General features: G+C 44.0%; 27 protein-coding genes and 1 riboswitch. Of the genes, 20 read left to right on the top strand and 7 right to left on the bottom strand.

Annotated elements, in window-relative coordinates:
* The first annotated feature begins 154 nt into the window (after positions 1 to 154).
* From L1D60_RS22700 to L1D60_RS22685, 4 genes are all read left to right on the top strand, one after another.
* Positions 155 to 529 (top strand): DUF4145 domain-containing protein, encoded by a 375-nt coding sequence (locus L1D60_RS22700; RefSeq protein ID WP_239843088.1) that lies wholly within the window; start codon positions 155 to 157, stop codon positions 527 to 529.
* Positions 530 to 1,461: 932 nt separating this feature from the next.
* A complete protein-coding gene (locus L1D60_RS22695) occupies positions 1,462 to 2,082 on the top strand; it encodes a lysoplasmalogenase (RefSeq protein WP_239843087.1) in 621 nt (206 codons plus the stop codon).
* Between the two features lie 91 nt (positions 2,083 to 2,173).
* Positions 2,174 to 2,410, top strand: a complete 237-nt coding sequence (locus tag L1D60_RS22690; protein ID WP_239843086.1) for a YecH family metal-binding protein — start codon at positions 2,174 to 2,176, stop codon at positions 2,408 to 2,410.
* 133 nt (positions 2,411 to 2,543) lie between these two features.
* Positions 2,544 to 3,131 carry a YhgN family NAAT transporter gene (locus L1D60_RS22685; RefSeq protein WP_239843085.1) on the top strand — a complete coding sequence of 196 codons (588 nt, stop codon included), beginning with the start codon at positions 2,544 to 2,546 and terminating at the stop codon, positions 3,129 to 3,131.
* Between the two features lie 59 nt (positions 3,132 to 3,190).
* Here L1D60_RS22685 and L1D60_RS22680 read toward each other — a convergent pair whose 3' ends face one another.
* On the bottom strand, positions 3,191 to 3,457 hold the full coding sequence (locus tag L1D60_RS22680; RefSeq protein ID WP_032553377.1) for a DUF1145 domain-containing protein: 267 nt from the start codon (positions 3,455 to 3,457) through the stop codon (positions 3,191 to 3,193).
* A gap of 10 nt (positions 3,458 to 3,467) precedes the next feature.
* Positions 3,468 to 4,070: a 16S rRNA (guanine(966)-N(2))-methyltransferase RsmD gene (rsmD, locus tag L1D60_RS22675; RefSeq protein WP_239843084.1), complete on the bottom strand. Its 603-nt coding sequence runs from the start codon at positions 4,068 to 4,070 to the stop codon at positions 3,468 to 3,470.
* A gap of 231 nt (positions 4,071 to 4,301) precedes the next feature.
* Between rsmD and ftsY the strand changes: the two genes are divergently transcribed.
* From ftsY to glpG, 6 genes are all read left to right on the top strand, one after another.
* Positions 4,302 to 5,534, top strand: coding sequence for a signal recognition particle-docking protein FtsY (gene ftsY, locus L1D60_RS22670; RefSeq protein ID WP_239843083.1), 1,233 nt, complete (start codon positions 4,302 to 4,304; stop codon positions 5,532 to 5,534).
* A 77-nt stretch (positions 5,535 to 5,611) separates the two neighbouring features.
* Entirely contained in the window at positions 5,612 to 6,286 is a 675-nt protein-coding gene (gene ftsE, locus L1D60_RS22665) for a cell division ATP-binding protein FtsE (protein ID WP_032553381.1), read from the top strand.
* Positions 6,276 to 7,244 carry a permease-like cell division protein FtsX gene (gene ftsX, locus L1D60_RS22660; RefSeq protein ID WP_239843082.1) on the top strand — a complete coding sequence of 323 codons (969 nt, stop codon included), beginning with the start codon at positions 6,276 to 6,278 and terminating at the stop codon, positions 7,242 to 7,244. The genes ftsE and ftsX overlap by 11 nt, the downstream gene beginning before the upstream one ends.
* A gap of 177 nt (positions 7,245 to 7,421) precedes the next feature.
* Positions 7,422 to 8,279: an RNA polymerase sigma factor RpoH gene (gene rpoH / locus L1D60_RS22655; RefSeq protein WP_032553383.1), complete on the top strand. Its 858-nt coding sequence runs from the start codon at positions 7,422 to 7,424 to the stop codon at positions 8,277 to 8,279.
* Positions 8,280 to 8,676: 397 nt separating this feature from the next.
* Entirely contained in the window at positions 8,677 to 8,997 is a 321-nt protein-coding gene (glpE, locus tag L1D60_RS22650; protein WP_239843081.1) for a thiosulfate sulfurtransferase GlpE, read from the top strand.
* A gap of 36 nt (positions 8,998 to 9,033) precedes the next feature.
* Positions 9,034 to 9,870 carry a rhomboid family intramembrane serine protease GlpG gene (gene glpG, locus L1D60_RS22645; RefSeq protein WP_239843080.1) on the top strand — a complete coding sequence of 279 codons (837 nt, stop codon included), beginning with the start codon at positions 9,034 to 9,036 and terminating at the stop codon, positions 9,868 to 9,870.
* Positions 9,871 to 9,951: 81 nt separating this feature from the next.
* On the opposite strand, the gene L1D60_RS22640 is transcribed toward glpG, so the two are convergent.
* A complete protein-coding gene (locus L1D60_RS22640; protein WP_032553386.1) occupies positions 9,952 to 10,359 on the bottom strand; it encodes a flagellar basal body-associated protein FliL in 408 nt (135 codons plus the stop codon).
* Between the two features lie 161 nt (positions 10,360 to 10,520).
* On the opposite strand from L1D60_RS22640, the gene L1D60_RS22635 reads away from it, so the two are divergent.
* On the top strand, positions 10,521 to 11,060 hold the full coding sequence (locus L1D60_RS22635) for a chorismate lyase (RefSeq protein WP_239843079.1): 540 nt from the start codon (positions 10,521 to 10,523) through the stop codon (positions 11,058 to 11,060).
* Complete coding sequence (gene ubiA / locus L1D60_RS22630; RefSeq protein ID WP_239843078.1) at positions 11,061 to 11,915, top strand: 4-hydroxybenzoate octaprenyltransferase; 855 nt, start codon at positions 11,061 to 11,063, stop codon at positions 11,913 to 11,915.
* Positions 11,916 to 11,985: 70 nt separating this feature from the next.
* Here the strand turns inward: ubiA and plsB are convergent, their stop codons facing one another.
* Positions 11,986 to 14,409 carry a glycerol-3-phosphate 1-O-acyltransferase PlsB gene (plsB, locus tag L1D60_RS22625; RefSeq protein ID WP_239843077.1) on the bottom strand — a complete coding sequence of 808 codons (2,424 nt, stop codon included), beginning with the start codon at positions 14,407 to 14,409 and terminating at the stop codon, positions 11,986 to 11,988.
* 383 nt (positions 14,410 to 14,792) lie between these two features.
* Here plsB and lexA point away from each other — a divergent pair, with 383 nt between their 5' ends.
* The 3 genes from lexA (at position 14,793) to dinF (ending at position 17,844) form a co-directional block, all read left to right on the top strand.
* The gene (gene lexA, locus L1D60_RS22620) at positions 14,793 to 15,413 is read left to right on the top strand and encodes a transcriptional repressor LexA (RefSeq protein WP_032553391.1); all 621 of its coding nucleotides are present in this window, start codon (positions 14,793 to 14,795) and stop codon (positions 15,411 to 15,413) included.
* 97 nt (positions 15,414 to 15,510) lie between these two features.
* The gene (locus tag L1D60_RS22615) at positions 15,511 to 16,386 is read left to right on the top strand and encodes a class I SAM-dependent methyltransferase (RefSeq protein WP_239843076.1); all 876 of its coding nucleotides are present in this window, start codon (positions 15,511 to 15,513) and stop codon (positions 16,384 to 16,386) included.
* A gap of 102 nt (positions 16,387 to 16,488) precedes the next feature.
* Positions 16,489 to 17,844 carry an MATE family efflux transporter DinF gene (gene dinF / locus L1D60_RS22610; protein ID WP_239843075.1) on the top strand — a complete coding sequence of 452 codons (1,356 nt, stop codon included), beginning with the start codon at positions 16,489 to 16,491 and terminating at the stop codon, positions 17,842 to 17,844.
* Positions 17,845 to 17,996: 152 nt separating this feature from the next.
* Here the strand turns inward: dinF and sthA are convergent, their stop codons facing one another.
* Positions 17,997 to 19,397, bottom strand: a complete 1,401-nt coding sequence (gene sthA, locus L1D60_RS22605) for a Si-specific NAD(P)(+) transhydrogenase (protein WP_239843073.1) — start codon at positions 19,395 to 19,397, stop codon at positions 17,997 to 17,999.
* Positions 19,398 to 19,724: 327 nt separating this feature from the next.
* Between sthA and fabR the strand changes: the two genes are divergently transcribed.
* A complete protein-coding gene (gene fabR / locus L1D60_RS22600; protein WP_032553397.1) occupies positions 19,725 to 20,366 on the top strand; it encodes an HTH-type transcriptional repressor FabR in 642 nt (213 codons plus the stop codon).
* The gene (locus L1D60_RS22595) at positions 20,366 to 20,737 is read left to right on the top strand and encodes a YijD family membrane protein (RefSeq protein ID WP_032553398.1); all 372 of its coding nucleotides are present in this window, start codon (positions 20,366 to 20,368) and stop codon (positions 20,735 to 20,737) included. The genes fabR and L1D60_RS22595 overlap by 1 nt, the downstream gene beginning before the upstream one ends.
* 97 nt (positions 20,738 to 20,834) lie before the next feature.
* Here L1D60_RS22595 and trmA read toward each other — a convergent pair whose 3' ends face one another.
* Positions 20,835 to 21,947 carry a tRNA (uridine(54)-C5)-methyltransferase TrmA gene (gene trmA, locus L1D60_RS22590; RefSeq protein ID WP_150897424.1) on the bottom strand — a complete coding sequence of 371 codons (1,113 nt, stop codon included), beginning with the start codon at positions 21,945 to 21,947 and terminating at the stop codon, positions 20,835 to 20,837.
* A 154-nt stretch (positions 21,948 to 22,101) separates the two neighbouring features.
* Positions 22,102 to 22,307: riboswitch (cobalamin riboswitch) on the top strand.
* A gap of 39 nt (positions 22,308 to 22,346) precedes the next feature.
* On the opposite strand from trmA, the gene btuB reads away from it, so the two are divergent.
* The 3 genes from btuB to murI are packed head-to-tail and all read left to right on the top strand — an operon-like array spanning position 22,347 to position 25,766.
* Positions 22,347 to 24,185, top strand: a complete 1,839-nt coding sequence (gene btuB, locus L1D60_RS22585) for a TonB-dependent vitamin B12 receptor (RefSeq protein ID WP_239843072.1) — start codon at positions 22,347 to 22,349, stop codon at positions 24,183 to 24,185.
* 49 nt (positions 24,186 to 24,234) lie between these two features.
* Complete coding sequence (locus tag L1D60_RS22580; RefSeq protein WP_239843071.1) at positions 24,235 to 24,906, top strand: adenine nucleotide alpha hydrolase; 672 nt, start codon at positions 24,235 to 24,237, stop codon at positions 24,904 to 24,906.
* A 59-nt stretch (positions 24,907 to 24,965) separates the two neighbouring features.
* Positions 24,966 to 25,766: a glutamate racemase gene (murI, locus tag L1D60_RS22575; protein WP_239843070.1), complete on the top strand. Its 801-nt coding sequence runs from the start codon at positions 24,966 to 24,968 to the stop codon at positions 25,764 to 25,766.
* Here the strand turns inward: murI and L1D60_RS22570 are convergent.
* A complete protein-coding gene (locus tag L1D60_RS22570) occupies positions 25,729 to 26,181 on the bottom strand; it encodes an RNA-binding protein (RefSeq protein WP_239843069.1) in 453 nt (150 codons plus the stop codon). The two genes, murI and L1D60_RS22570, sit on opposite strands and share 38 nt — an antisense overlap.
* Positions 26,182 to 26,803 lie beyond the last annotated feature (622 nt).

Below are 26,803 nucleotides of genomic sequence, written 5' to 3'. Positions count from 1 at the left end.
GAGCGAGTTGTTTTTCGGCTGATATCACATTTCATTGTCATTTGTGGATAAGACGTTGTTATTTATTGTCTCTTTCTCACGTAAATCGTGATCAAATTGTATAAGAATAGGGTAAAGCTCGACTAAAATTAAAGTGTGGAGTGGGAGGGTCAATATGACGGACATTGAAAAAGTAGTCACAAGGACTCGTAATATAGAGAAGTTATTGCGGCTTCAGTATCACGCTGAGGGAGAAGGGCTGCATGAACTAGTCACGAGTTGTGAAGAGAGATTGCCACACGATATGGTGGTAAAGCTACGCTACATTGCCACTTGCCGAAACAAGGTGGTCAACGAGCATGATGCGAAATTAGAAGATCAGCATCAGTTCATCATGATGTGTAATGATTGTGAGAAAGAGTTGACCCCAAGAAGTGGGCGCTTTATTTGGCGTGTTGCTATTCTCTTGATGATGGTAATGACTCTGGCTGCGGCTGGATTCTATTATGCCAACTGGGATGTACTGACGTTACATCTATTCTCAAAGTAGCCAGATTTAGATAAAAGAAAAGGGACGCCTCGGCGTCCCTTTTCTCTTTTTTGGTACTTGATTAGTACATCATCGGTAGTGTCATAAGGCCAACAACTACTGCGATCATTACAAGTCCTTGTTTCTGCGAAGATGAAATCATAACACTACTCCTAAATCTGGTTAACTATCGCTATGTGATTAAGAATAGCACTACTTTCGGCTTTAGATCAAGAATTAGTTTTGAAATCCCTAAAAACATAAGAAAACTTCCTTATTATTGGTGTTATTGGTCGAGTTTATGTTTGTTTTTGTGTTGTTTTAATTTTGTTCTTTATGGTTTTTGTTTGCTCGTTTGCTGTTTAAGTTGTTGTTTTTAAGGATTTAATTAATGTAATCATAGTTGTTAAAACTTGTTAAAGTGTATTAATGCTTGTTGGTGTGCTCTGTGGTTTTGCAATGTGCATTATTAAGATAATTTGGCTTTTATTGGGAGCTCTTATTGTGAGGTTGGTTACTTACCGTGCAGTGGGGCTTCATAATTTGGCACTGTTTCTAGCTTTTTATAAGAAATGAAACCCTGACGTTTTTTAAACATGTAAAGTGGCTTATTTTCTAGTTAAGTTTTTGTTTTTAATTAATTTATATTTTATGTTTTTGGGTGTTTAATTATAGATATAGGGTGTTTCAGGTGCCTTTAAAGAGGTGGGTTCTTATAGAAAATGGGGTTAGATCTGATAGATAGAGTCTAAAGTTTACTTTGATAGGTATTGAGCGATATAAGCCCTGCATAATTAGCGTGGGATACTCATGCTGGATATTTTGGTTCATTTTAAGCAACGATCACATTTTTAGTGGAAGCGTAAGCAAGATCCAATTTTGAGTGGCTAGCGCTTTACATCACTATTGAGGTGCCTAGACTGGCGACGATTTGAGGTAATAGGGTAGATGTTATGTGGAGTTGGTTAGCGGTTTCGTTATCTGGTATCGGAGCGATAGCAGGAGCTAAGCATGGGCATGTTACTCAAACCTTAATGTACAAAGTGTTCACTTTTGTACTCTTGGCAATTATTGCTTTAAGCCAACCTGAGCTTACCGTTTACAGTTATTGGATCGTCGGTGGCTTGGTTGTGTCTGCTTTGGCGGACATTCTACATACTCTATCCAAGAGAAAACCGCTGCACTTTATCTGCTTTCTGGTCGCACAACTTTGTTATAGCAAAGCGTTCTGGCTACAACTTTCTGGTCAGGTCGTTTGGTGGCTGTTTGCCCTATTGCTTGCCGCATGCGTAGTGGCTTTTTTCTTATTGTTACCTCGCCTTGATAAACTGGTGTTCCCGGTTGTGATTATGGGTATCGTCCTTATTCAGCTCGCATGGGCGTCGGGTGAGGTATGGTTACTCGAGCCTCATATATCCCATGGGGTAGGATTCATTGGTTGTTGTGTCTTATTGCTGTCTGCTCTGGCCTACGCATTGAATTTTTATCGAAGCCCTATCAAAGGTGCTTATGTTTGGGTGACGGGTAGCTACTTCCTGGCTCACTCTTTAATCGTGGCATCACTAACCCTTTAGTCGAAAACTGAACTGAGGCTGCGTTATATCAAAGTGCGCTTAAAGCAATTCGTTATGCTTGGCGAGATATGACAGACAGAGGAACCTTGGAATGACGACTGAAATTCATGCTCACAATGTACTTAACCTATTAAATGAACAAGCGATGACTCGTGAAGAGTTGGCTGAAAAATTGGCGCAAGAGTACGGTTCAGAAGCACGCTTTCATACTTGCAAGCTCAGTGGTTTGGACTTGGACGCATTGCTGACTTTCTTTGTGAAGATGGAGAAGGTGGTGCTAGAGGGCGATAAGCTGAGAACCAATATGGCACGAGTATGTAGCCACTAATTCGGTTGTTTTGGGAGGCGGATTCCTGCTTCCCTTTAAATCATAGATTTAACACATAATCCTTCCTACTAGGTTCGAAAAGCCGGATTGAGGCTGCTATACTCCGCGCACCTTCGCTTTTCAGGACTTATTCATGGAAATCCTATCTGCAGCCACCATGCTGTTTCTTATTATGGATCCGTTAGGCAACTTGCCGATTGTGCTCTCCATACTTAAACACATCGATCCAAAGCGACGCCGAACTGTTTTGATTCGTGAGCTTATGTTCGCGCTGATTATCCTATTACTGTTCTTGTTTGCCGGTCAGAGCATTCTCAACTTTTTGCACGTTCAGCCAGAAACCTTGAGTATTTCGGGCGGTATCATCCTGTTTATTATCGCGATTAAGATGATTTTCCCAAGTGCCGGGAGTATTACTGGGTTAGCGGCGGGTGAAGAACCTTTTATTGTACCTATGGCGATCCCTATGATTGCGGGGCCATCGGTGATTGCAGCTTTGATTCTGCTGTCGACCCAACACCCAGACAATATGTTGGAGCTGTCTGCGGCGGTATTACTGGCTTGGGGCGCAACCTTCTTTATTCTGATGTTTAATGGCTTCTTCTTGCGTATCCTCGGGGAACGTGGCCTGAAAGCGGTGGAGCGATTGATGGGTCTATTGCTTATTATGATATCGACCCAGATGTTCCTTGATGGTATCAAGGCTTACATCGTCTCTTAGCTTTAGTTGGTTCAGCTACATTAAAAAAGCCGCTCAATTCAAAATTGAGCGGCTTTTTTTTACATCATGTATTTGCGTCGGATATCGAGCAGAGCAAAGATACCAAAGATCAAAATTGACCATTTCTCCCAGCGCGTCATTGAAATCTTATCGCCAAACGCACCAATGAAAATCAGCATTTGTAGGCCATGCATAAAGAACAAGAATGCTGTCATGATATATAGGGCAATCGCTGCATTTCCTGGGAATGGATGGAAAATGTTAACGATGAGAACAAACCAAACGAAAGCAATAGCCGCTTTGGCAACGGGAATCAGTACATTCATTATTTAAATCCTATTCTGCAATGGTTCTGTGGAAAAGTCGGTAGCTTGACTGCCCTGTGGTTTTATCACGATAGAGTTCCCAGTTCTCCGGCATGCCTTCTAGCTTAAGTTCTTTTTCGGTCTCGACATACACCACGGCATCTTCAGCCAACCAACCATTAGATTCTAGTAGGTTTACAGTTTCAGCAAGCAAGCCCTTACGGAAAGGAGGATCCAAGAAAACCACATCATAAGGTGTGCCTGGCTTACTTAGATAAGAGATAGCATCGATGTTCTCTACCTTAATGTTATCGGCTTTCAGCTCTTTAGCGTTGTCCGATAGCTGTTTAGCTGCCTTTTGGTTCATCTCTAAAAGCGTCACCATCTTAGCTTGGCGAGACGCTGCTTCAAAACCGAGCCCGCCAGAGCCTGCAAAAACATCCAGACATGTCGCATTTGGGATATCTTGAGCCACCCAGTTAAAGAGTGTCTCTTTTACTCGGTCAATGGTTGGGCGTAATCCCTCTAAGTCGTGAACTGGGAGCTTTCTGCCTCTCCATGAGCCACTAATGATTCTAACAAAGCCTCCAGATGGCTTTTTTTGTGATGTGTTTTGCTGGCGACGTCTTACCATAGATTTTTTGACCGCTAATAAAGTGATACTATATCGAGCCCAATTTAATTTGGTTCGAGTATTAAATAAATTTTGCAATGACAAAGTGTATCAAGCAAACAGCAAGCATATCACTGCTTTGTCATTTTTCTTTACTATTCGTGTCTACAAGTTTGTATTGTAGAACAATAGCAAAGAGTCGACGTGCATTAAGTCAATACAGTTAATTAGTAGATCTAGGAAACTCCTCTGATGGCGGAAAAAAAGAAGCGCGGATTATTATCGTGGCTTGGCTTTGGTGAAGAAGAACAGAGCCCACAAACGCAGACTGACTCTAAAGTAGAGCAGCAAACGGAAGAGCAGCCTCAAGCTGAGGTTGAGCAACCGGTAGAAAAGGAAGAATCTGCACAAGAGGCGGAGTTACAAGAAGAGCTTGAACAGCCAAGTGCTGAACTTCAACCTGAACAAGCAGAAGCAGAAGCAGAAGCAGAAGCAGAAGCAGAAGCAGAGCCTGAAGTGGTTGCGGAAGAGCCACAAGTTGAAGAAGTTCAAGAGAAACCAACCGAGAGCTTCTTTGCGCGCTTAAAGCGCAGCCTAAGCCGCACCAAAGCCAACATTGGCGCAGGCTTCTTCGGTTTGTTCAAAGGTAAGCAAATCGATGAAGATCTATTTGAAGAGCTTGAAGAACAACTGTTGATTGCTGACGTGGGCATGAACACCACAGTCAAAATCATTGATAACCTAACAGAAAAAGCATCTCGTAATGACCTGAAAGATGGTGAAGCGCTGTATGGTCTCTTAAAAGAAGAGATGGCAGATATCCTAAGTCAGGTAGAACAGCCATTGGTGGTTGATACAACCAAAACGCCTTACGTTATTTTAATGGTAGGCGTGAATGGTGTCGGTAAAACAACGACTATCGGTAAGCTTGCGAAGCAGTTCCAGAATGAAGGCAAGAAGGTGATGCTAGCGGCGGGTGATACCTTCCGTGCTGCTGCGGTTGAACAGCTTCAAGTATGGGGTAAGCGCAACGACGTACCTGTAATTGCTCAGCATACTGGCGCAGACAGTGCCTCTGTTATCTATGATGCTATCGAAGCTGCTAAGGCTCGTGGTGTGGATGTGGTTATCGCTGATACCGCAGGTCGTCTACAGAACAAGAGCAACTTGATGGAAGAGCTGCGTAAGATTGTTCGTGTAATGAAGAAGATTGATGACTCTGCGCCTCATGAAATCATGCTAACGTTAGATGCAGGTACCGGTCAGAATGCGATCAGCCAAGCGAAACTATTCAGTGAAGTCGCGCCGGTTACAGGTATTACTCTGACTAAATTAGATGGTACTGCCAAAGGCGGTGTGATTTTCTCTATCGCTGATCAATTCCAGATTCCAATTCGCTTTATTGGCGTTGGTGAAGGCATTGACGATCTACGTCCATTCGAGTCAAAAGACTTTATTGAAGCGTTGTTTAGTCGCGAAGAGTAATCTGGGTAGCAATTTGGTTTGTGTTTAACCTGCTACCTTTTTAAATTTGATAAGAGTGATCGTAAGAGGAATTTTCGGTGATCAAATTTCAGCAAGTGAGCAAGGCCTACCGAGGTGGACGCCAAGCATTACAAAAAGTGGACTTTCATCTTAAGCGAGGTGAAATGGCTTTTTTGGGTGGGCATTCAGGTGCGGGTAAAAGCACACTGCTGAAATTGATCTGTGCGATTGAGCGCCCGACCGACGGGCGCGTTTGGTTCAACGATCACGACATTACTCGAATTCCGAGTAAAGACATTCCTTTTTTGCGTCGTAACATTGGTATCGTCTTTCAAGATCACCGTTTGTTAATGGACCGCTCTATTTATGACAATGTGGCACTGCCGATGCGTATCGAGTCGATCTCTGAAAATGAGATCAAGCGACGCGTTGGTGCTGCATTGGATAAAACGGGTCTGCTCGATAAAGCGCGCTGCCTACCAAGCCAATTATCGGGTGGTGAACAGCAACGTGTCGGTATTGCACGCGCTGTGGTCAACCGACCAACCCTACTATTGGCCGATGAGCCGACGGGTAACCTTGACCCAGAATTATCGAATAGAGTTTTAAGACTGTTCGAAGAATTTAATCGAGCAGGCGTGACTATCCTTTTAGCTACGCATGATGTGGGGTTAGTAAATACTCGCCCACAATATCGTCATTTCGAGTTAAACCAAGGCTTCTTAAGTGAGGTAGAAGACTATGGCCGTTAATAAGCGTCTTAAAAAGGCGAAACCAAAGCGCGCCAACAATCGTGCGGCAAGCGATGGTTTTTTGGTGGTTCACTGGAAACAGGCGAAGTCTTCTCTGTCAGACTTGTGGCAGCGTCCTCTGGGTAACTTACTGACGTTAGCTGTAATTTCTATGGCACTGGCGATGCCTGCGTGTTTATACCTACTTGGTAAAAACGTGGGTGAAGCTGCGCAAGATGTTGCTAGCCCTTCTCAGGTGAGTGCTTATATAGAAGAGGGCATCCCAGAGCCTAGAGTGATGGTGATGAAGGATGAGATTGAAAGCTGGCCACAAGTTGATTTAGTAGAGTACATCTCGCCACAACAAGGCCTTGCAGACCTCAGCCAGTACTCAGGTTTTAATGACGCACTGACCATTCTTGATGATTACTCACTACCCGGTGTACTGATCATTACACCGAGTGTTGAAACTGACACGGAAATTAAAGCACTCGCACAGCAAGTCAAAGAGCAGCCTTCTGTAACAGACGTTCGCCTTGACGAAGATTGGTTAGCAAGGCTTGATGCTATCAAAGCGCTGGCGACTGTCATCGTAGTGACATTAACCTTCCTTATGCTTGGGGCGGTATTTTTAATTATTGGTAATACTCTGCGCTTTAACGTGCTTGCTCATAAAGAAGAGATCCAAACCATGAAGTTAATCGGTGCGACTGATAGCTTCATCCTGCGCCCTTATCTCTACACAGGTATGTGGTTTGGTGTGTTGGGCTCTGTCAGTGCGTGGATCATGACTGCCCTGATTACGGTATTACTTAACAGTGCAGTAGATGACTTGGCGCAATTGTACGACAGTCATTTCCGCTTAATTGGCTTAAGCTGGGATGAATCACTACTGCTTTTAATCGTTGGAACCTTGCTTGGTAGCGTGGCAGCAAAACTTTCTGCCCAAAGACACCTAAAAGAAATTGAACCAGTTTAGGTGAATTGAGTCATATTTAGACGAGAAATAGACACATGTTAGTCAGTTTTCGCCTTGTATAGACGAATTGATTATGCATAATTACTTCCCCCTTCTTGAATCCTGTTCATTTTAGGTTCAAGATTAGCGGGTTCTAATAGAAAGACTACTCCAGATCAGAGATTGATGAGGAACCGAATGGCAAACCAAGCGTATCAAATGGCTTTAGTTACACAAGATAGCCTAGACAGCTATATCCGCTCAGCAAACAGCTACCCAATGCTAACTGCTGAAGAGGAACGTGGACTTGCAGAGCGATTACATTACAAAGGTGAGATCGAAGCGGCGAAAGGCTTGATCCTTTCACATCTACGATTCGTGGTTCATGTAGCGAGAGGTTACTCTGGTTACGGCCTGCCTATGGCTGACCTTGTTCAGGAAGGTAATATTGGTCTAATGAAAGCAGTAAAACGCTTTAACCCTGAAGTTGGGGTAAGACTGGTATCTTTCGCTGTTCACTGGATCAAAGCTGAAATCCATGAGTACGTACTTCGTAACTGGCGTATCGTTAAGATTGCGACAACGAAGGCACAGCGTAAGTTGTTTTTCAACCTACGTAAATCTAAAAAGCGTTTAGGTTGGTTTAACAACGGTGAAGTTGAAACAGTTGCTCGTGAGCTGGGCGTTGAACCTTCAGAAGTTCGAGAAATGGAATCTCGCTTAGCGGCACAAGACGCGACGTTTGAAGCCCCTATGGACGATGACGACGGTGGTTCTGCTTACACAGCTCCAGTTTACTACCTAGAAGATAAAGCGTCAGACGTTGCAGAAACGGTTGAGGCTGCAAACTGGGAAACGCATACCAATAATCGTCTTGGTCATGCACTAGCAAGCCTAGATGACCGTAGCCAACACATTGTTCGTTCGCGTTGGTTAGATGACGACAAGGCAACATTGCAAGATCTTGCTGAAACCTACAACATCTCAGCAGAACGTGTTCGTCAGCTAGAAAAGAACGCAATGAAGAAGTTAAAGCAAGCTGTCGGCGACTTCTAAGCGCACACATAATTTTTATGAAAAGGCCGAGATCGAGAGATCTCGGCCTTTTTATTTGGATCGCATTTTAGTGTTGTTGCGATCGAAATGACTAAGTGTGGATTGTGGATAACTCTGTGAGGAGTTTCTTCGTCAGTTGTCAAAAAGCAGGGTGTAGTAAGGCTTTCAAGCGGTTTTGTTGGTGGGGATAGTTTCAAGTTAACCCACAGATAGATCAGGATCATTACTACATCTTGTGGATCCATTTTTCAAAAAACACTTTATTCACGCAATTCACAGATTTATCCACATATGGTGTAAAAGTGATCGCTGGTGGATAACCTTATTAAGTCGGTGTAAATGTTAGCCTTGGGATAGGTTACAATGGCACCAAAGTAAATTAGTACAAGAGAAAGTCATGGACCAGTTTAAACATATTGATGTGCAAGGTGCTCAAACACTCATTAAGCAGGGCGATGCACGCCTAGTAGATATCCGCGATCCACAATCATTTGCCGTTGCACACCCAGAAACCGCGTATCATTTGACGAATGACACCATGGTCGCGTTTATGGATGAGGTAGAATTTGAACAACCGATCCTTGTGATGTGTTATCACGGTATTAGCAGCCAAGGTGCCGCACAGTACCTAGTCAACCAAGGTTTCGAAGACGTATATAGTGTGGATGGAGGCTTTGAAGCTTGGCATCGTGCCCAGCTCCCTGTAGTGACAGGCTAGCTTGCTTCCCAAGAAAAATTTAAGCAGGAAACTCCAATGGTAAGATTGATGGTATTGAATAATGCGCGTGTTGCGCAGGCTTTCATTGATTATATGGCGTCGCGCCATATCTCAATTCAGATGTCTCCAGAGGGAGAAGGGCGCGTCGCACTATGGTTGATTGATGCCCAACATCAAGTTGAGACAGAAGCGGAGCTCAACCGTTTTTTGTCTGAACCTACCCATAAACGTTATCAAGCGGCCTCTTGGGATGTGGCAGAAACGCGTAAAAACCAGTTTCATTACCATACTCCGAGTTTTTTAAGCATGCTTAAGTCTAAAGCTGGCCCAGTAACACTCAGTATTATGCTGCTGTGTGTGGTGATTTTTATTCTTCAGCAGCTTGGTTTTAATCAGCAAATCTTTCAAATGCTGCATTTTCCTGCTTTGGATGGACAGCAGTGGCAGTTGTGGCGTTGGCTAAGCCATGCCGTGCTTCACTTTTCCGTTATGCATATTGCGTTCAATATACTGTGGTGGTGGCAGTTAGGTGGCGATATCGAAAAGAAACTCGGTGGCCTTAAGTTGTTGCAGATCTTCGCTATTTCATCCGCGTTATCTGGCGCTGGGCAGTATTGGGTTGAGGGGGCTAACTTTGGCGGTCTATCAGGGGTGGTTTACGCGTTAGTTGGTTACCTGTGGGTCGTGAGCACCAAAGCTCCGCAAATGGGGTTAACCATACCTCGCCAGATCGTCGGCTTCATGCTGATTTGGTTAGTTCTGGGGTATATGCAGCCATTTATGGCCATTGCCAATACAGCGCACCTCGCAGGTTTGATTGCTGGCGTGGGAATCGGCTGGGTAGACTCGATGAAAGCAAAACATATCGCTTAACGATACCTCAATCGGTTTCCTTCTAAATACGAAAAAGCGGCTCGATGGAGCCGCTTTTTTGATCTCGATTTTGTCATTGCTCTATTGGTACAAGTACTTGGTAAACAATAGGTCAGCAATAATGGTCTTGCCTGTTTCAGGCAATAGGATTTCATTGAGTCGATCCACTAAGGTTTTGCGTAAGTCTTCTCGGCCAGATAGCGATTTAATCGTCTCTTCATTCTGCTTACCAAGTAGCTCGATCACTGCATCACGAATAAGAGGCTGATGCAGTTCAATCGCTGGAAGGTCGGTTGAGTTCGCAACCATAATGTCGATGCGCACTTGAATGTAACCCAGCTTCTTACCTTTAGTATAAAAGTTAGTAGTGAGATCCGGTTCTAGCGTGAAGTACGCCAGCTTGGGTGCAGATTCCTCCTCCGCCAATGAAGGCAAAGAAAAAAGTAGGGTGATTGCTAGAAATATTTGGGCTACATAACGTTTGTGCATATTTGTGACTTTTCTTTAGTTTAATCGCGATATTCGAAACGCGTTTGTCTTGTTACAATGAGCGGTCTAAATCTAAATACGTTTATAACACAGCTTGCGGTTAAAACAGCTCGGAAGTTGATGCTTTATTGTACGTGTAAAGTCACCTATTGAATACCAGTATGAATCAGCCAATATCGCTGTATCTTAATTCGTTAATGAATGTAGATTGGCAAAATACAGAAAAATTTGATTTTCCGAATCAAACCATCAAAGGGTGGTTAATGGAGCAAGGCTCGTTATCTCGTCGTTTAGGTGAGTGCTGCGAGCACTTATCGGTCGAGTTACTTCATAATCAAGTCGTGGAACGCTCAACACTACAACACGACGAAGAGACCTTGCTTTCATCATCAGATTGCTTACTTCGTAAGGTTATTCTGAAGGGAGACGGCGAGCCTTGGGTACTTGGCCGCACGTTAATTCCACGCCTTACTTTGGATGACCAACACTCAGATCTATCTCAACAGGGCAATGTACCACTCGGGTTGACGGTGTTTAGCGCAGAAAACGTTAAGCGTGATGCACTGCAAGTCGGTTGGGTTATGATAGGCGAAGAGCGTCTGCTTGCTCGCCGCTCACGTTTATGGATGAACCATAAGCCAATGTTAGTGGCGGAACTTTTTTTACCAACTTCACCCATTTACTCTAAGGAGAGTGTGTAAATGCTCGCCACAAAAGCGAAGGCGTATTGGCAGTTAACGCGAATGGATCGCCCAATTGGAACCTTATTGTTGCTTTGGCCAACCTTGTGGGCTTTAGTGATTGCCGCGAATGGCTTGCCAGATCTGTCGGTATTGGTGGTGTTTGTGTTGGGTGTCGTGTTGATGCGCTCGGCAGGGTGTGTGATTAATGATTTCGCCGATCGTAAGGTTGATGGCCATGTTAAGCGGACTAAGCAGCGACCTTTACCTTCGGGCATCGTCACCAGTAAAGAGGCGATCGCTCTGTTCTTGGTTCTGGCTATAGTCTCGTTTCTACTGGTCTTAACCATGAACACACTGACGATCCAGTTGTCGTTTATTGGTGTTGGGTTAGCGTTTATTTATCCTTTTATGAAGCGCTTCACTCACTTGCCTCAGTTATTCCTAGGCTTAGCCTTTAGTTGGGCTATCCCAATGGCGTGGGCAGCGCAAACCAATGAGCTACCGGGCGTAGTATGGTTTGTATTTGCGATTAACGCTCTGTGGACCATCGCTTATGACACTCAGTATGCGATGGTTGATCGAGATGATGACCTTAAGATTGGTATTAAGTCGACTGCGATTCTGTTCGGGCGCCAAGATAAGCTAGTGATTGGTGTTCTGCAGTTAATTACCTTGGTGATGTTGATTGCACTGGGTATGCACTATCAGTTGGGCGGGAGCTTTTACTGGAGCCTACTTGTTGTTGGCGGGTTGTTTGTCTATCAGCAGCATCTCATTCGTCATCGTGACCGAGACCTCTGCTTCCAAGCCTTCTTAAATAACAACTATGTTGGAATGGCAGTAACCGCAGGCTTGCTTATCGCATTCTGGTAAAAAACTAGAAAAAAAAACAGATAAATATAAAAAAGGCACCCATTGGGTGCCTTTACTGTATCTCGCGTTGTTATTCCGCTTGATGGATGCTCTCTTGAATCGTCAAGCGTACTTCTGGGTAAAGCATTGAGTAAAGCAGCTTAGCGAAAACAGTGGTCTTCTCTAAGTCGCAGTTACCATCGCTATCTAGGTACGCTTGCTGTTTTAGCGTCGCGAACATAGATGCGAATACACCCTTATCGAAAAACTCCGGAGCGTTAATACCGTGCAGACGACCTAGACGCTGAGCGATATCTTGGCTCTTCTGCTCAAGCTCGGATTTGTCTAGATCTGGGTTCTCTACCAGAAGGTTCAATGCGATAGAGTAGCGCTGTAGCGTTTCAGAGATTGTGCGACCTAATAGCATCAGAGGTTGGCTATTCGATTGGTTGATCGTGACTTCGTTGTCTTTCACCATGATCATACCCTGGCGTTCCAGTTCAGAGATGATGTTAGCGACCACTTCCTCTAACGTATCCTTTGGGTAGCTAAGGAATAGCTCTTTCTTAAGGAACGGGTAGATAATCGCCACGTTCTTTTGAATATCTGTAATCGACAGCTCGCGTTGACGAATCAGCATCTGCGCAACCAGTGATGGCAGTGCGAATAGGTGAATGATGTTGTTACGGTAGTAAGTCATCAGGATCGACTGGTGACGGTCGAGCGAAATAATGTCGCCCATCGTGTCTGATTCAATGAGGAACTTATTCAAAGACTCAGCGTGTTTCACTAAATCTTCTGCGCTGTCTTTTGGTACCGTGAATGTCTCAGAGTAAGGCACATTCTTCAGTATCGATAAGTAACAATCGATCTGTGATACCAGTGAGTCACGAGATAGTGCGCGTTGACGTGAAGCTAGTAGAGCTGTCGCACACAGAGTCAGCGCGTTGGTTGCCGCTGCATCATTAATGTGAGTCATCATCTTAGTCGCCAGGTCGTTCACAACTGGAGTCATCCATTGTGGCTTGCTAGTGCCAATCGGATCGATGTCTTTAGTCCATTCTGGAGAATGCTCATTCAGGTATTGGTTTAGCTGAATTGGCTCACCGAAGTTAACGTAGCCTTTACCAAAGTTGCGTAGCTTGCGAATCGTACGAAGCACTAAGCCAGCATTCTCTTTCTCTTTGCGCTTACCACGTAGCTCTTTGGCGTAAGTTGCCACTTCCATTACGTGCTCGTAGCCAATGTAAACAGGCACTAACGTTACGGGACGATTCATACCACGCAACATTGCCTGAATAGTCATCGCCAGCATGCCAGTTTTCGCCTGCAGTAGACGACCAGTACGAGAGCGACCACCTTCACTGAAGTACTCAACGGAATAACCTTTCGCGAATAGCTCGGCTAGATACTCACGGAAAATCGTAGAGTACAGTTTGTTGCCTTTAAAGCTACGACGAATGAAGAAAGCACCGCCGTGACGGAAGATTGGTCCCGCTGGGAAGAAGTTAAGGTTAATACCGGCTGCGATGTGTGGCGGAACCATGCCTTCATGGTAAAGCACATAAGAGAGCAGTAGGTAATCCATGTGGCTACGGTGACATGGTACATAGACGATCTCGTGACCATCTTGTGCCAGTTTACGAACCGTAGACGCATTGTTGATGTGCAGGCCTTGGTACAGTTTGTTCCATAGCCAGCCTAGTATTTTCTCACCACGCTTAATTAGTGAGTAAGAGAAGTTAGCCGCAATCTCATCCATGATGTCTTGCGCTTCTTCACTGGCTTTCTCAATTGAGATGTTCTTTGACTTCGCTTCATCTTCAATCGCTTTCTTGATCGCTTCTGATTTTAGTAAGCGATCGAACAGCGCTTGGCGACTTGGAAGGTTCGGGCCCGACGCTGCCAATTTTTGGCGCGAGAAGTGGATACGTGCTACGCGTGCGAGCTTGTGTGCAATCGTGCTATCAGTACCGTGTGAGTTTGCCATGTAGCGTAGTGATACTACTGGGCTGAAACGGACTAAACAGTCGCGACCTGCTAATAGAACCGCTTTCGATTTCTCTAGGCCGTTCATCGCTTGTAGATAAGGTTTTTGGGTATTTTCTTTACCCGGTTTGCGCCCCCACAATACTGTGGCTGGGATAACCTGAACGTCTAGCTCTGAGTCAGACTCGTGAAGCTGAAGCAGCTCCGTGAATACTGCGATCGATGAGCTTGGTACGTGGTCGTCATCTTGAACTAGGGTTTTGCGTGACGCGATAAACACGTAGCGTTGCAGTGATTTACCATTAATCTCAAGTGGGCTCAGTGGATCAGGAAGACCAAGCTCTAGTGCATGTTTTTGTAGCGTTAGGAGGTCGACACTCGAGCGGAAAGGTAACGCATATACAATTGGTTTGCCTAAATCAATGTTCAAATCTTCAATTGGGTTTGAAGGAATCGATGTGCCTTTTACCAATACGGATAAAGGAAGCTTCATTATTGAACGTGAAAAAGATTGTCCAGAAGACATATAGGTTCACTGCCTCAGTAGTTTTTTGTCATGCTCAAGCGTATCTCTATTTTCAGTTAGTGAAGCTCACTCGGTTTAAAATAGGGATAGGCCTAGGCGTAAATTTAATCGATGCAAGAATACCAGAAACTGGTCTAACCTTTTAATGGAATTAGTCATAATGGCGTTAAGTTTGCGGAAAATCATTCATCGACTGATTGAGTATAGGTTTAATTGTCACCAGTTTTTAAAGGCTTTGATTAAAACAATGGCTTAGCTGACTGTTTACAAAGCCATAAAAAGTAGCTGGTTGTTTAAAAATGAACTAAAAACAACCAATTGCTTTGCTTTTGTTCAGTTACTGGATATACTCACAGTCAACTGTATAAAAAGACAGGTGACTCATGAAGCCGTTAACGCCCCGCCAACAACAAGTCTTCGACCTGATTAAAAACAAGATCGAAGAGTCCGGTATGCCACCGACACGTGCTGAAATCGCGCGTGAACTAGGCTTTCGCTCTGCTAATGCGGCAGAGGAACATTTAAAAGCTCTAGCTCGAAAAGAAGCTATTGAGATCATTCCGGGTGCGTCTCGTGGTATTCGCATCTTGCTTGATGACGCAGCCAATGACGAAGAAGGTTTGCCTTTGATCGGTCAAGTGGCAGCGGGTGAGCCTATCCTTGCACAAGAGCATGTAGAAACGCATTACCAAGTTGACCCTGGTATGTTCAAGCCACAAGCAGACTTCCTACTGCGCGTTAATGGCGAAAGTATGAAAGACATCGGTATTATGGATGGCGATCTACTGGCTGTGCACAAGACGCAAGATGTACGCGATGGTCAGGTTGTTGTAGCTCGTGTCGATGATGATGTAACAGTTAAACGTCTAGAGCGCAAAGGCTCAACGGTGCTGCTACATGCTGAAAATGAAGAGTTTTCTCCAATCCAAGTGGATCTTGAAACCCAACACTTAGCCATTGAAGGCTTGGCGGTTGGTATCATTCGCAACACTGATTGGATGTAATATCACACAATGAGTTATTGATATTTATTCTCAATAACTTGCCATTGTAATTGATATTCATTATCATCTTCCTTGTTGAGTTACAAGGAAGATGAACATGTCTAATCAAAACAAACCTCAGTTAACACCGCTTTCCTCCAAGCGCAGCGCTGCTCGTCGACCGATGGCGCAGCAAGACATGTCTCATTCTGAATTTCATGTTCCCAGTAATCTTATTCAACCGCTTTGGTTTCGCAGTCGAGAAAGTTTAGCTGATGACGGCCTTGTGTATGATCCAATCGCTGCACAAGCGTGCACCCGTTGTCGTCTTGCTCCTGAATGTTTAACCGGTGAACTCGATCAGCAACAGCTTCTATACGCGACGCTCACTCAGCTTTGTGATAATCAAATCCAACAATATTTATCGCATAACCCTGACGCTTGGATAATTAACGTCGGGGCAGGGCTTGATACACGCTTCTACCGTTTAGATAACGGTCGCTGTCATTGGGTTGAATTGGATGTCACTGAAAACTTGGTATGGCGCCAGCGTCTATTCCACAAGAATGAACGCTATCGCTTAGAGTGTGGTTCGGTCAATGATCTGACGTGGCTTGATGAGCTGAACATCCCAGAACAAGCTCCCGTGATGATTGTTTGTGAGCACGCATTGCTTGATTGTGATGAACAAACCACGGCGCATTTTATTCAAGTATTGAGTCGTCAATTTACTCATGCTCACGCTTGTTTAGTATTGGCTGGCGACAAGAGTTCAAGCAAGCTTGGACAAAAACTGGGTTCAGGCGAATACGCTCATGGTTTGGCTTCCCCAATGGATAGCGTATTAAATTGGCTCCCGTGGACTCAATGGATCAAAGCTTTCTCTCCATTGGATCAGCAATGTAACCGCTGGAAGCTTTGGCAAAGAATGGTGAGTAAGTTAACGCAATTTAAGAAACGACTGACCCCACAGCTTATCGTGATGAAGTGGTAGATCTATTTCCTGCTACTTCTAGTTCTTTATTCGGCTCTCGTCATCACGTAGTGAATCTCTATCCCCTAGGTTAAACTATCACCTCAAATCAAAGAGGTGATCGTGAAGCTATTTCTTCCCCAATCAATTGTTCAAACTTTAACGAATTTATCGGTTCACCAGCGAGTATTAATGCTCGCGATACCTATGGTTCTCTCCAACATTACCGTTCCTCTGCTTGGCTTGGTTGATGCAGCTGTTATTGGTCACCTAGAGCATGCTTGGTATCTGGGAGGCGTTGCGCTTGGTGGCACCATGATCAGCGTGACCTTCTGGCTCCTTGGCTTTCTTCGAATGTCGACCACAGGTTTGGCGGCGCAATCATACGGTGCCAGTGATAGTCAGCAACTGGGTTTAGTGTTCGTGCAGGGTATTACGATGAGCTTAGGCTTTGCTGCACTGTTCTTGCTGCTGCATGGCATGATCGCCGATGTGGTGTTCTCTTTGAGTAGTGCCAGTGACCAGGTGAAGTTTTATGGTGAACAGTATTTTTCGATTCGTGCTTGGAGCGCTCCCGCAGCACTGAGTAACTTTGTGATTCTTGGATGGCTGCTGGGAACGCAAAATGCCAAAGCGCCGATGTGGATGGTGATCATCACCAACGTCACGAATATTGTTTTTGATGTGGTGTTCGTAATTGGACTAGGTTGGCAAGTCGAAGGAGCAGCTTATGCTTCGGTGCTTGCAGACTATATGGGTCTACTGTTTGGTTTGACATGCGTGGCTCGCGTTTGGTCAAAGAAACAGCTGCCTAGCATTTTGTCTTTGGCAAAACAAACTACTCAAGGGCTATCTCGCTTTGTAAAACTCAATCGCGATATCTTTTTACGCTCTCTGTGCCTACAGGCTACGTTTACCTTTATGACCTTCCAAGGTGCCAGCTTTGGTGATGACGTGGTTGCTGCCAATGCGGTGTTAATGAGCTTCTTGATGATCATCTCTTACGGCATGGATGGTTTCGCTTATGCGATGGAGGCTATGGTAGGTAAAGCCATCGGTGCTAAAGATAAGCAAGAGCTGAATCAGTCGCTGATTGGTACTTTTTTCTGGAGCTTAATCATTTGTCTTGGTTTGACCTTAGTGTTCATGACGCTAGGCAGCAACATGATAAATATGATCACAACCATACCTGAGGTAAAAGCGCAGGCGGTGATTTACTTGCCTTGGTTAGTGGCAATGCCGCTGGTGTCGATGTGGTGCTTCTTATTGGATGGCATTTTTATCGGGGCGACCAAGGGGAAAGAGATGCGCAATAGCATGTTTGTTGCGACCTGCACTTTCTTCCTTATCTTCTTTTTAGCTTCATCCTTAGAGAACCATGCACTCTGGTTTGCAATGATTTGTTTCATGGGTATGCGTGGGGTAGGGCTAGCGGTGTTGTTCGTTAAGCAGTGGAAACGTAATGAGTTCTTAGCTTAGTGTACAGTTCGATAAGCATTTAGAACATCATGATCTAATTACTGCATTTTGTAGCTAAGTGATTGAATTTTAATAAAGCAGCAAGCGTGAAGGCTTGCTGCTTTAGTATTTGGCCTATGGGTGGTCAAATGCTTGCTAAGCTGTACACAAACTTAGAATAAACGGTTTAAACCATTTAGGGCGGCAACACGATAAGCTTCCGCCATAGTCGGATAGTTGAACGTCGTGTTCACGAAATACTCGATGGTATTCGCTTCGCCTTTCTGTTCCATAATTGCTTGGCCGATGTGAATGATTTCTGCGGCACGCTCACCAAAGACGTGGATGCCTAAGATCTCTTTGGTTTCACGATGGAATAGAATCTTCAAGCTACCGATGTCTTTACCTGCAATTTGTGCACGGGCTAGGTGTTTGAATGAAGAGCGTCCGACCTCGTAAGGTACTTTTGCTGCGGTTAGCTCTTGTTCTGTTTTACCAACCGAACTGATCTCTGGAATTGTGTAGATACCTGTTGGAATATCTTCGATCAGATGGCTTTCTGCTTCACCTTTTACAATCGCTTGTGCCACAAATCGACCTTGGTCATACGCTGCACTTGCTAAGCTAGGGTAACCAATCACATCACCCACCGCGTATACGTGACTCACATTGGTTTGATAGTTTGCGTTTACAGAAACTTGACCACGTGAATCGGCTTCTAAACCAACGGCACCGAGGTTGAGTTTGTCGGTGTTACCCGTTCGGCCATTGGCGTAAAGCAAACAGTCGGCACGCATTTTTTTGCCTGATTCCAGATGAATAATGACGCCATCGTCTGTGCCTTCAATTCGATCAAATGTTTCATCATTGCGAATCACCACACCGCTATTCCAGAAGTGATATGACAGAGCATCAGATGTCTCGTTATCAAGGAAAGAGAGTAGGCGGTCTCGCGTGTTGATAAGATCTGTCTTCACACCCAATCCACGGAAGATAGAAGCGTACTCACACCCAATAACCCCAGCACCGTATATGATGATGTGTTGCGGATCGTGTTTTAGTGACAAGATTGAGTCGCTGTCGTAGATACGTTCATGTAAGAAGTCGACATTGTCCGGTTGATAAGGTCTTGAGCCGGTCGCAATAACAAATTTATCGGCAGAGTAGAGCTCTTCCGTACCGTCGCTTTGCATAACAGAAACCGTGTTGCTATCGATAAAGCGTGCAGTACCAAAGACTAACGTGCATTGGTTGCGGTCATAGAAACCTTGGCGAAGTCGTGTCTGTTTGTCGATAACGGATTTGGCGTGACCAAGAATGTCTGAGAAGGTGGCGTGGAGGCTTTTATTGTTTTGGCAAAAGAGTGGGTTGTTATTAAATTCGATAATACGGCTTACTGCATGTCGTAGTGCCTTTGATGGGATAGTACCCCAGTGTGTACACCCGCCACCAACACTGCTCTCTTTCTCAATGATGGCAACATTCAACCCGGCTTTGGTTAATCCCATCGCTGCCCCTTCACCGCCAGGGCCACTACCAATCACGATCACATCAAAGTGGTTCGAATGCGACATAGAAATCTTCCTTGTTATATTTGTTTAACATTGCTTTAGCGAGATTTTAACTGATTCCGTTATTTGGTACATCAAAAGGACATCAGAGAGTCGAGCTGATCACGCAGTGTTACAGAAAAAGTCATATTTGGTATGTTGTATGTCTCCAAATTACAGCTCCGAGATTGAAATTTTGTTCTCGAACGTATTTACTTCGGTACGTGAACAAAGAGGTGTGTCTGATGTCATATATAGCGAGAATGCCTTATAAATTAGAGCGATTCGCGTTATATTTATCTGAGTATTAGGCATGCCTGTTTAGGCTGTAAAAGAAGAATTTAATAAAGTATGAAACCAATGGGAATTCGCGCACAGCAAAAAGAAAAAACTCGTCGAAGCTTAATTGATGCTGCGTTTAGTCAGCTGAGCGCTGATCGTAGTTTTTCAAACCTGAGCTTAAGAGAGGTCGCTCGCGAAGCCGGCATTGCTCCAACTTCTTTTTATCGTCACTTCAAAGATATGGATGAACTCGGTTTGACCATGGTCGATGAGGGCGGCTTGTTGTTGCGTCAATTGATGCGTCAGGCAAGGCAACGTATCGTAAAAGAAGGCAGTGTTATCCGCACCTCGGTTGAAACCTTTATGGAGTTCATCGAAAGCAGCCCAAACGTATTCAGACTGTTATTGCGCGAACGTTCGGGAACCTCATTTGAGTTTCGAACAGCCGTCGCAAGAGAAATGCAGCACTTTGTTGCGGAAATGACGGAATATCTAATAGGTACGGGGATGACTCGTGAAGAGGCTTTTACCCAAGCAGAAGCATCAGTCACCTTGGTATTTAGTTCCGGCGCAGAAGCTTTGGATTTAAATAGCCGTGAGCGAGATGAACTTGCAGAGCGGTTGATTATGCAATTGCGAATGATAGCCAAAGGGGCTTATTGGTATCGCAAAGAACGTGAACGTAACCGACTAAAAGGCGGGATTGAATAATGTCGAATGAAAAGAATACTGTGAACCGCGGTTCAGAAAGAAAAACACTAGTACTGGCTCTTGTTGCGGGTGTTTGTGGTGACGCATTGTTATCTTGGGTAACGATGAGCGAAGTTGGTTTCTCTATTTTCCCTCTTATTGCACTAGTACTGGCTGTTCAAGCTCTATACCAAGAGTACCTAGCAAACCCAGTATCTGAAGATATTCCACTAGTAGGCCTAGCGTGTTTCTTCGTTGGTGCATTTGGCCACTCGGCGTTTGTGAAGGCACAGCACCCAGAAGCGGGCTCTAACTTCTTTGCTATTATCGTGGCAATGCTGCTACTCGCATGGGTAGGCAAGAAACTAGGATTCATGTCTAAATCAGCGTAAGTTAAGTTGAATAGATAATAAAAAACGAGCCGCGTGGCTCGTTTTTTTTGATTCAAAGAATCGATCGTCAAAACCGATTCTTTTGTATTCGTTGTTTCTATTTAGCTTTACGCTCTAAGAATACACCGGCTTCCATGTGGTGAGTGTATGGGAACTGATCGAACAGAGCAAAACGCGTGATGTTGTGAGTTTCGCTTAGAATGTCTAAGTTCTCTTTAAGCGTGTCTGGGTTACAAGAGATGTACATGATGCGTTCATAGCCTTGTACCATTTTACACGTATCAACATCCATACCTGATCGCGGCGGATCAACAAAGATCGTGTTGCAGTTGTAGCTCTTTAGGTCGACATTCGCTTGTTTTAGACGACGGAACTCGCGCTTACCTTCCATTGCTTCAGTAAAATCTTCCGCCGACATACGAATGATCTGTACGTTGTCGATGTTGTTTGCCGCAATATTGTATTGCGCAGAATCTACTGATGGCTTAGCCAGTTCTGTTGCTAGAACTCGCTCAAAGTTTTGAGCCAGTGCCAATGAGAAGTTACCGTTACCACAGTACAGTTCAAGCAGATCACCTTTGCTTTCCTGAGTACAGTCTACCGCCCATTCCAACATTTTTTCTGCAATCTTGCCGTTCGGCTGCGTGAAGCTGTTCTCTACTTGTTGGTAAATGTAGCTGTCGCCATTCACGTTCAGCTTTTCAATTACGTAGTCTTGGTCTAGCACAATCTTCATCTTACGTGCGCGGCCAATCAGGTTGAGATTGAAACCTTCGTCATTAAGCTGTTGCTTAAGTGCTTTCGCATTTTCAATCCACTCTTCATCAAGCTGACGGTGGTACAGAAGCGATACCAGTACTTCACCACTTAACGTTGAAAGGAAGTCTACTTGAAAAAGTTTATGGCGCAGTGATGGGTTACCCTTCATTGCTTCCATTAGTAGTGGCATTAAATCGTTAATAAGGCGGCTTGCCGCTGGGAACTGATCAACGCGGTATTTTTCTTTGGTTTCTTGATTGAACATCACGTAGTACATGTCATCACCTTCATGCCATACGCGGAACTCTGCACGCATACGGTAGTGCTGTTCTGGTGATTCATACACTTCTAGTTCAGGCACATTGTATTGTGAGAACATCTCAGTCAGACGCTCGGTCTTTTCTGTTAGTTGTTCTTGGTAGCGTTGCGGGTTTACATCTAAAGTCGCCATTGTTATGCCTTTTGCTGTGGTGCGTTCAAATCAAGAGCGCAGATTTTATTCAATCACAGCCTCTTGTCCAGTGTTGAGAGCCATTACCTGTAAATTGGCCATGAAAACTATAGCTTATAACTATCTTAGACTAGACAAATTATCCATAGGGCAATACTATCCTTCGCAAGCTGGTGCCATTTAGATGTATAGATGGCTGAAAAGGGAATCTGGTGTGAATCCAGAACTGACGCGCAGCGGTAAAAGAGAACGAGTATTCACTAAGACACTGCATATAGGATTGTGTGGGAAGTCGAATATTAGGTAACCATTGGGTTGAGCTCTTGAGTCCGAATACCTGCCAGCAGCTAAGTCACAGCTGTTGGCTTGGTAGGAATTTACGCGATTTAGGATCACAATATGAACAAATCCCTTTTAGCGATAGCTGTAGCGTCGCTGCTTTCACCTATCTCCAATTTACACGCCCAAGAAGCCTCTGCCGATGAAACCATGGTGGTTACGGCGAACCGTTTTGAGCAATCTGCAGCTTCAACGCTAGCCGATGTTGAAGTGGTAACTCGTCAAGACTTTCAAAGAACACAAGCTAAAACAATTCCTGATGTACTTCGTCGTCTGACAGGGATTCAAATTACGCAAAATGGTGGTAGAGGTCAGCTAGCTTCTATATTCGTTCGTGGTACAAGCTCCGATCAGGTACTGGTTTTGGTTGATGGGGTTCGATTTGCTAGAGCAGCAAAGGGTGCAGTTGACTTCAACCAAATTCCTTTAAGTTACGTTCAACGTATCGAGTACGTTCGAGGAGCTCGAGCATCTTTATACGGTTCGGAAGCAATCGGTGGTGTAATTAATATCATTACTATTGCTCGTGCGACTGAAGAGTCAACAACATTGAGTGCGGGCTTGGGTAGCTTAGATTACCAAGAACTAAGCTTAGCATCAGGTGTCGCAACGTCTGAAAATGGTCAGCTAAATCTAGCACTCAGCCATGAAAGCGACGAAGGTTATAACGTTAAACCTGTTCCTGGTGTTAATGATGGTGACCGACATGGTTTCGAAACATTAAATGGCTTAGTCGGTTATACCCACAACTTGAATGAGCAGTTTAGCGTTTTTGGAAATGTTCGCGCGTACGAAAACATCTATCAGTATGACAATACATATAGTGGGACGCGCAGTTACATGGAGTCTGAAAAGGACGACTTATCAGTATCTATTGGTGGTGTTTACCAAGGCTCTATGCTTCGTTCAGAGCTACAAGCTACTGTTCAAAGCCAAGACTCATGGAACTACGAGTATGGCAAAAGCAAAACTTCAGGCAGCCAAGATGAACTTGAACAAACTAATGTTCAATGGACTAACAGCTATCGACTAAACAAAAATGTAGTTCTTGCTGGTGGCGCAGACTGGCGTGATGAATCTTACGTTGATAAGAATGCAAACAAAACCTTCGATCGTTCGAACCTAGCTCTGTTTGGTTTGTCATCAGTGACTGTAGAGTCAGCGACTCTAGAAGCTAGCGCTAGGGTTGATGATAACGAAGAGTTTGGAACTGAGACTACCTATAACCTAGGTGCTGGTTATCAGTTCATTCCTGAATTTGGCATCAAAACATCCTATGGTACAGCGTTTAAAGCGCCGAACCTTTATCAACAGTATGACCCTTCATACGGAACTCAAGATCTTAAGCCTGAAGAATCTGACGCGATTGAGTTCGGTTTTTATGGCGTAGTGAAAGAAGTATATTGGACGCTAACAGGATATGATTACAAGATAACGAACCTGATTGACTATCACCCAACAACTTACAAGTATATTAACGTTGATGGTGAGACTCATATTCAAGGAGTGGAACTTACTGCTGAGTTTGATACAGGCATAGTGCAACACCAATTAAGTGCAGATTATAAAGATGCCGAGGGTGATGACGGTAAGCAATTACAACGTAGAGCCAAAGAGCTATACAAGTGGAATGCGCTTGTAGCCTTTGATGTTGTTGATTGGTCGATAAGCTATCAATATGTTGGAAAACGACCTGATGTTAATTATGGAACATGGCCTTATAGTGATGTAACTCTACCGTCTTACTCATTGGTTGATACAGCCGTTAGCTATTATGCAAATGAAAATACAACAATCAGTGCTCGTGTAGATAACTTATTCGATGAAGAGTATGAAACGGCTCTAGGTTATCCTGCTGCTGAAAGAGCGTATTACCTTAACTTGGCATACCAATTCTAATTACCTAAACCGCCTTCGGGCGGTTTTTTCTTATCGATAGATATCCAATATGAAAAAGAAAGTCATCATCAGTTGGTCTTCTGGTAAAGACTCCACGTTAACCCTCGAGCGACTAGTAGAAAGTCATGACTGTGAAGTGGTTGGTCTATACACAACTTATGTCGGCGACGAAGTCCCTTTTCAAGCAACCCCAAAAGAAGTAGTCGCCATGCAGGCGGAACTGCTCGGTTTACCTATCATCATGATTGAGCTGCCGGAAGTGTTCCCATCAAACGAGATTTATCAGGACACTATTGTTAATGCATTGAAGCAATCGAATCTAGTCATTGATGCCGTGGCATTTGGCGACATGTTCTGTAATGGCATTGCTGATTATCGTCGAAGTTATATTGAACCTGCTGGTTGGGAGTGTGTATTCCCACTGCTTGGAGAAGATAGTGACAAGCTAGCCAATGAGATAATAGATCGAGGTATCGAAACCTTTTTAGTGACCATTGATACCAACGCTTTGTCAGCAGAGTATTGTGGCCGCGCCTATACAAAATCATTGGTGGAGAATCTTCCAAATAATATCGATCCTTGCGGAGAGGATGGAGAGTTCCACACTCTAGTAACTAAAGCGCCATCGTTTAATGGAGAAATAAAGATCTCGTTACTTGATATAGACAGAGGAGAGCGCTTTGTTCATCAACGTTACTTGGCTAACATAAGTCGTGACTAAGTTGGCGATTAATAAGTGAAGGGGTATGATTGCTGCGAACTTTCTTATAGGTAGATGCAGTGTTAGGCGAGCAACTAAAAAACATACTGGTGTTTGATTCGGGAGTGGGGGGCTTATCTGTCTACAAAGAGATAAACAAGCTACTGCCTAATCATAACTATATCTATGCCTTCGATAACGAAGCGTACCCTTATGGCGAACTAGATCAGCAGGTTCTGATTGAGCGAGTTCAGCGAATAGTGACTAGTTTTGTTGAAAGCCATGCTATCGATATCGTTGTGATTGCATGCAATACCGCAAGTACCATTGTTCTTCCCACCTTACGTGCTAGTCATACCATTCCTATCGTTGGTGTAGTTCCGGCAATTAAACCAGCCTCTCTTCTGGCAAACAAAGCCGTTGGTCTGATTGCAACGCCTGCAACCATTACCCGTCAATATACACACGACCTAATTAAAAGCTTTTCTAGTGATAAACACGTTGAACTCTTGGGGTCGACAAAGCTTGTGGATATGGCTGAAGAGAAATTACGTGGAGAGCAGATTAATCTCGAGGAATTGGCTCAAATCCTCAGTCCAATGATTAACCTTGTTGATGTCGCTGTATTAGGGTGTACACATTTCCCGTTGATCAAAGAAGAGATCCAAAGCGTCATGGGAAAAGAAGTCATGCTGGTGGACTCAGGCAATGCGATCGCCAATCGTGTACAAAGCTTATTAGAAGTGGAAAGTGAAGATAAAGTAGCTGGAAAAAGAGAAGTATATTGTAGTGCACCCCTAAGAAAAGAAGGTGCACTTAATAGAACATTAAAAGGAATGGGTTTTACGCCTGTTCAGATCCGTCCGCTTCAGGGTGCTTAGGGTCATTCGCAATACGTACTTTCAATGTACGCTGCATATAATCTTTATCATTTAAGCTAGCAATGGCGTTATTGACATCGTTGCTGGCCATCACGACAAAACCAAATCCTCTTCTTTTACCTGTGCGCTTATCTTTCATTAGTCTGACGGCAAAAACTTCACCGTGTTCAGAGAAAAGTTCGCGAACGTGTGATTCATTGGCTTTATATGGAAGGTTACCTACGTATAGGGTTTGAGTTGAAGCTTTAGGTTCTGAATCTGATTTTGTGTCTGAGCTTGAAAGGTTAAGAATAAAAGCAGAAGCCAAGACACCGAGAACGAAAGTAATTGCAGGCGATATATCAACCTGTGAAAACACAATGCCGCCTAATACAGCCAGTGCGACAATTAACAACATCGATTTTTTTGAATTCATATCGGATTACTACATATTAATAAACGAAATAGACGCATCTACTATTAACAAAATAGACACATGAATCTTACGTTCATGGTTTGTATTTTTCCAATGTATTGCTGTGATGCGTCTCAAATGTTTAGTTTTTATTCAAAATAAGCGCTTTTGATGGCTTTTTAGTCGAACGAAATTTTTATTTAAAAAAGCCCTTGCGCTCCATTCGAATCTCTCTATAATGCCGCCTCACCGACACGGAGTGAGACGGAAGTCACACACTGAAATCGGTAGAGAAAAAAGAGTTTGAAAATAACGCTTGACTCTCAAAACGGTGCGAGTATAGTACGCACCCCTAGCAAGTGAGATATGAATCACAAAACGCTAGAAGCTCTTTAAAAATTAGAACCTATCAATCTGTGTGGGCACTCGTTGATGAATATCACTAAGTTTGTTTTCGCTTTTATTAAGCAAAGGCAAACAGATACTTCGGTATCAAATGATTTCAATGAACTGAGTGACCAATCGATAATTTATTATCGGCACAGTCAATTCACAGTCACTATTCGTAAGAATAGGGAATGTAATCAGTATTCATTGAGTCACAAAATCTTAAATTGAAGAGTTTGATCATGGCTCAGATTGA

This window comes from Vibrio sp. Isolate30, from assembly GCF_022397975.1.
GTDB classification, from domain to species: domain Bacteria; phylum Pseudomonadota; class Gammaproteobacteria; order Enterobacterales; family Vibrionaceae; genus Vibrio; species Vibrio fortis.
This window is presented reverse-complemented; position numbering and strand designations above follow the sequence as displayed.

What these genes read in the sequence shown, in the direction of transcription:
- L1D60_RS22595 (WP_032553398.1), top strand. Translation starts at nt 20,366, where the DNA reads ATGTCGAATGAAAAGAATACTGTGAACCGCGGTTCAGAAAGAAAAACA.
- trmA (WP_150897424.1), bottom strand. Translation starts at nt 21,947, where the DNA reads ATGGCGACTTTAGATGTAAACCCGCAACGCTACCAAGAACAACTAACA.
- ftsY (WP_239843083.1), top strand. Translation starts at nt 4,302, where the DNA reads ATGGCGGAAAAAAAGAAGCGCGGATTATTATCGTGGCTTGGCTTTGGT.
- L1D60_RS22690 (WP_239843086.1), top strand. Translation starts at nt 2,174, where the DNA reads ATGACGACTGAAATTCATGCTCACAATGTACTTAACCTATTAAATGAA.
- btuB (WP_239843072.1), top strand. Translation starts at nt 22,347, where the DNA reads ATGAACAAATCCCTTTTAGCGATAGCTGTAGCGTCGCTGCTTTCACCT.
- plsB (WP_239843077.1), bottom strand. Translation starts at nt 14,409, where the DNA reads ATGTCTTCTGGACAATCTTTTTCACGTTCAATAATGAAGCTTCCTTTA.
- L1D60_RS22570 (WP_239843069.1), bottom strand. Translation starts at nt 26,181, where the DNA reads ATGAATTCAAAAAAATCGATGTTGTTAATTGTCGCACTGGCTGTATTA.
- L1D60_RS22680 (WP_032553377.1), bottom strand. Translation starts at nt 3,457, where the DNA reads ATGAATGTACTGATTCCCGTTGCCAAAGCGGCTATTGCTTTCGTTTGG.
- L1D60_RS22695 (WP_239843087.1), top strand. Translation starts at nt 1,462, where the DNA reads ATGTGGAGTTGGTTAGCGGTTTCGTTATCTGGTATCGGAGCGATAGCA.
- fabR (WP_032553397.1), top strand. Translation starts at nt 19,725, where the DNA reads ATGAAACCAATGGGAATTCGCGCACAGCAAAAAGAAAAAACTCGTCGA.
- L1D60_RS22615 (WP_239843076.1), top strand. Translation starts at nt 15,511, where the DNA reads ATGTCTAATCAAAACAAACCTCAGTTAACACCGCTTTCCTCCAAGCGC.
- lexA (WP_032553391.1), top strand. Translation starts at nt 14,793, where the DNA reads ATGAAGCCGTTAACGCCCCGCCAACAACAAGTCTTCGACCTGATTAAA.
- glpE (WP_239843081.1), top strand. Translation starts at nt 8,677, where the DNA reads ATGGACCAGTTTAAACATATTGATGTGCAAGGTGCTCAAACACTCATT.
- ftsX (WP_239843082.1), top strand. Translation starts at nt 6,276, where the DNA reads ATGGCCGTTAATAAGCGTCTTAAAAAGGCGAAACCAAAGCGCGCCAAC.
- L1D60_RS22700 (WP_239843088.1), top strand. Translation starts at nt 155, where the DNA reads ATGACGGACATTGAAAAAGTAGTCACAAGGACTCGTAATATAGAGAAG.
- L1D60_RS22635 (WP_239843079.1), top strand. Translation starts at nt 10,521, where the DNA reads ATGAATCAGCCAATATCGCTGTATCTTAATTCGTTAATGAATGTAGAT.
- rpoH (WP_032553383.1), top strand. Translation starts at nt 7,422, where the DNA reads ATGGCAAACCAAGCGTATCAAATGGCTTTAGTTACACAAGATAGCCTA.
- glpG (WP_239843080.1), top strand. Translation starts at nt 9,034, where the DNA reads ATGGTAAGATTGATGGTATTGAATAATGCGCGTGTTGCGCAGGCTTTC.
- L1D60_RS22580 (WP_239843071.1), top strand. Translation starts at nt 24,235, where the DNA reads ATGAAAAAGAAAGTCATCATCAGTTGGTCTTCTGGTAAAGACTCCACG.
- L1D60_RS22640 (WP_032553386.1), bottom strand. Translation starts at nt 10,359, where the DNA reads ATGCACAAACGTTATGTAGCCCAAATATTTCTAGCAATCACCCTACTT.
- sthA (WP_239843073.1), bottom strand. Translation starts at nt 19,397, where the DNA reads ATGTCGCATTCGAACCACTTTGATGTGATCGTGATTGGTAGTGGCCCT.
- L1D60_RS22685 (WP_239843085.1), top strand. Translation starts at nt 2,544, where the DNA reads ATGGAAATCCTATCTGCAGCCACCATGCTGTTTCTTATTATGGATCCG.
- rsmD (WP_239843084.1), bottom strand. Translation starts at nt 4,070, where the DNA reads ATGGTAAGACGTCGCCAGCAAAACACATCACAAAAAAAGCCATCTGGA.
- ubiA (WP_239843078.1), top strand. Translation starts at nt 11,061, where the DNA reads ATGCTCGCCACAAAAGCGAAGGCGTATTGGCAGTTAACGCGAATGGAT.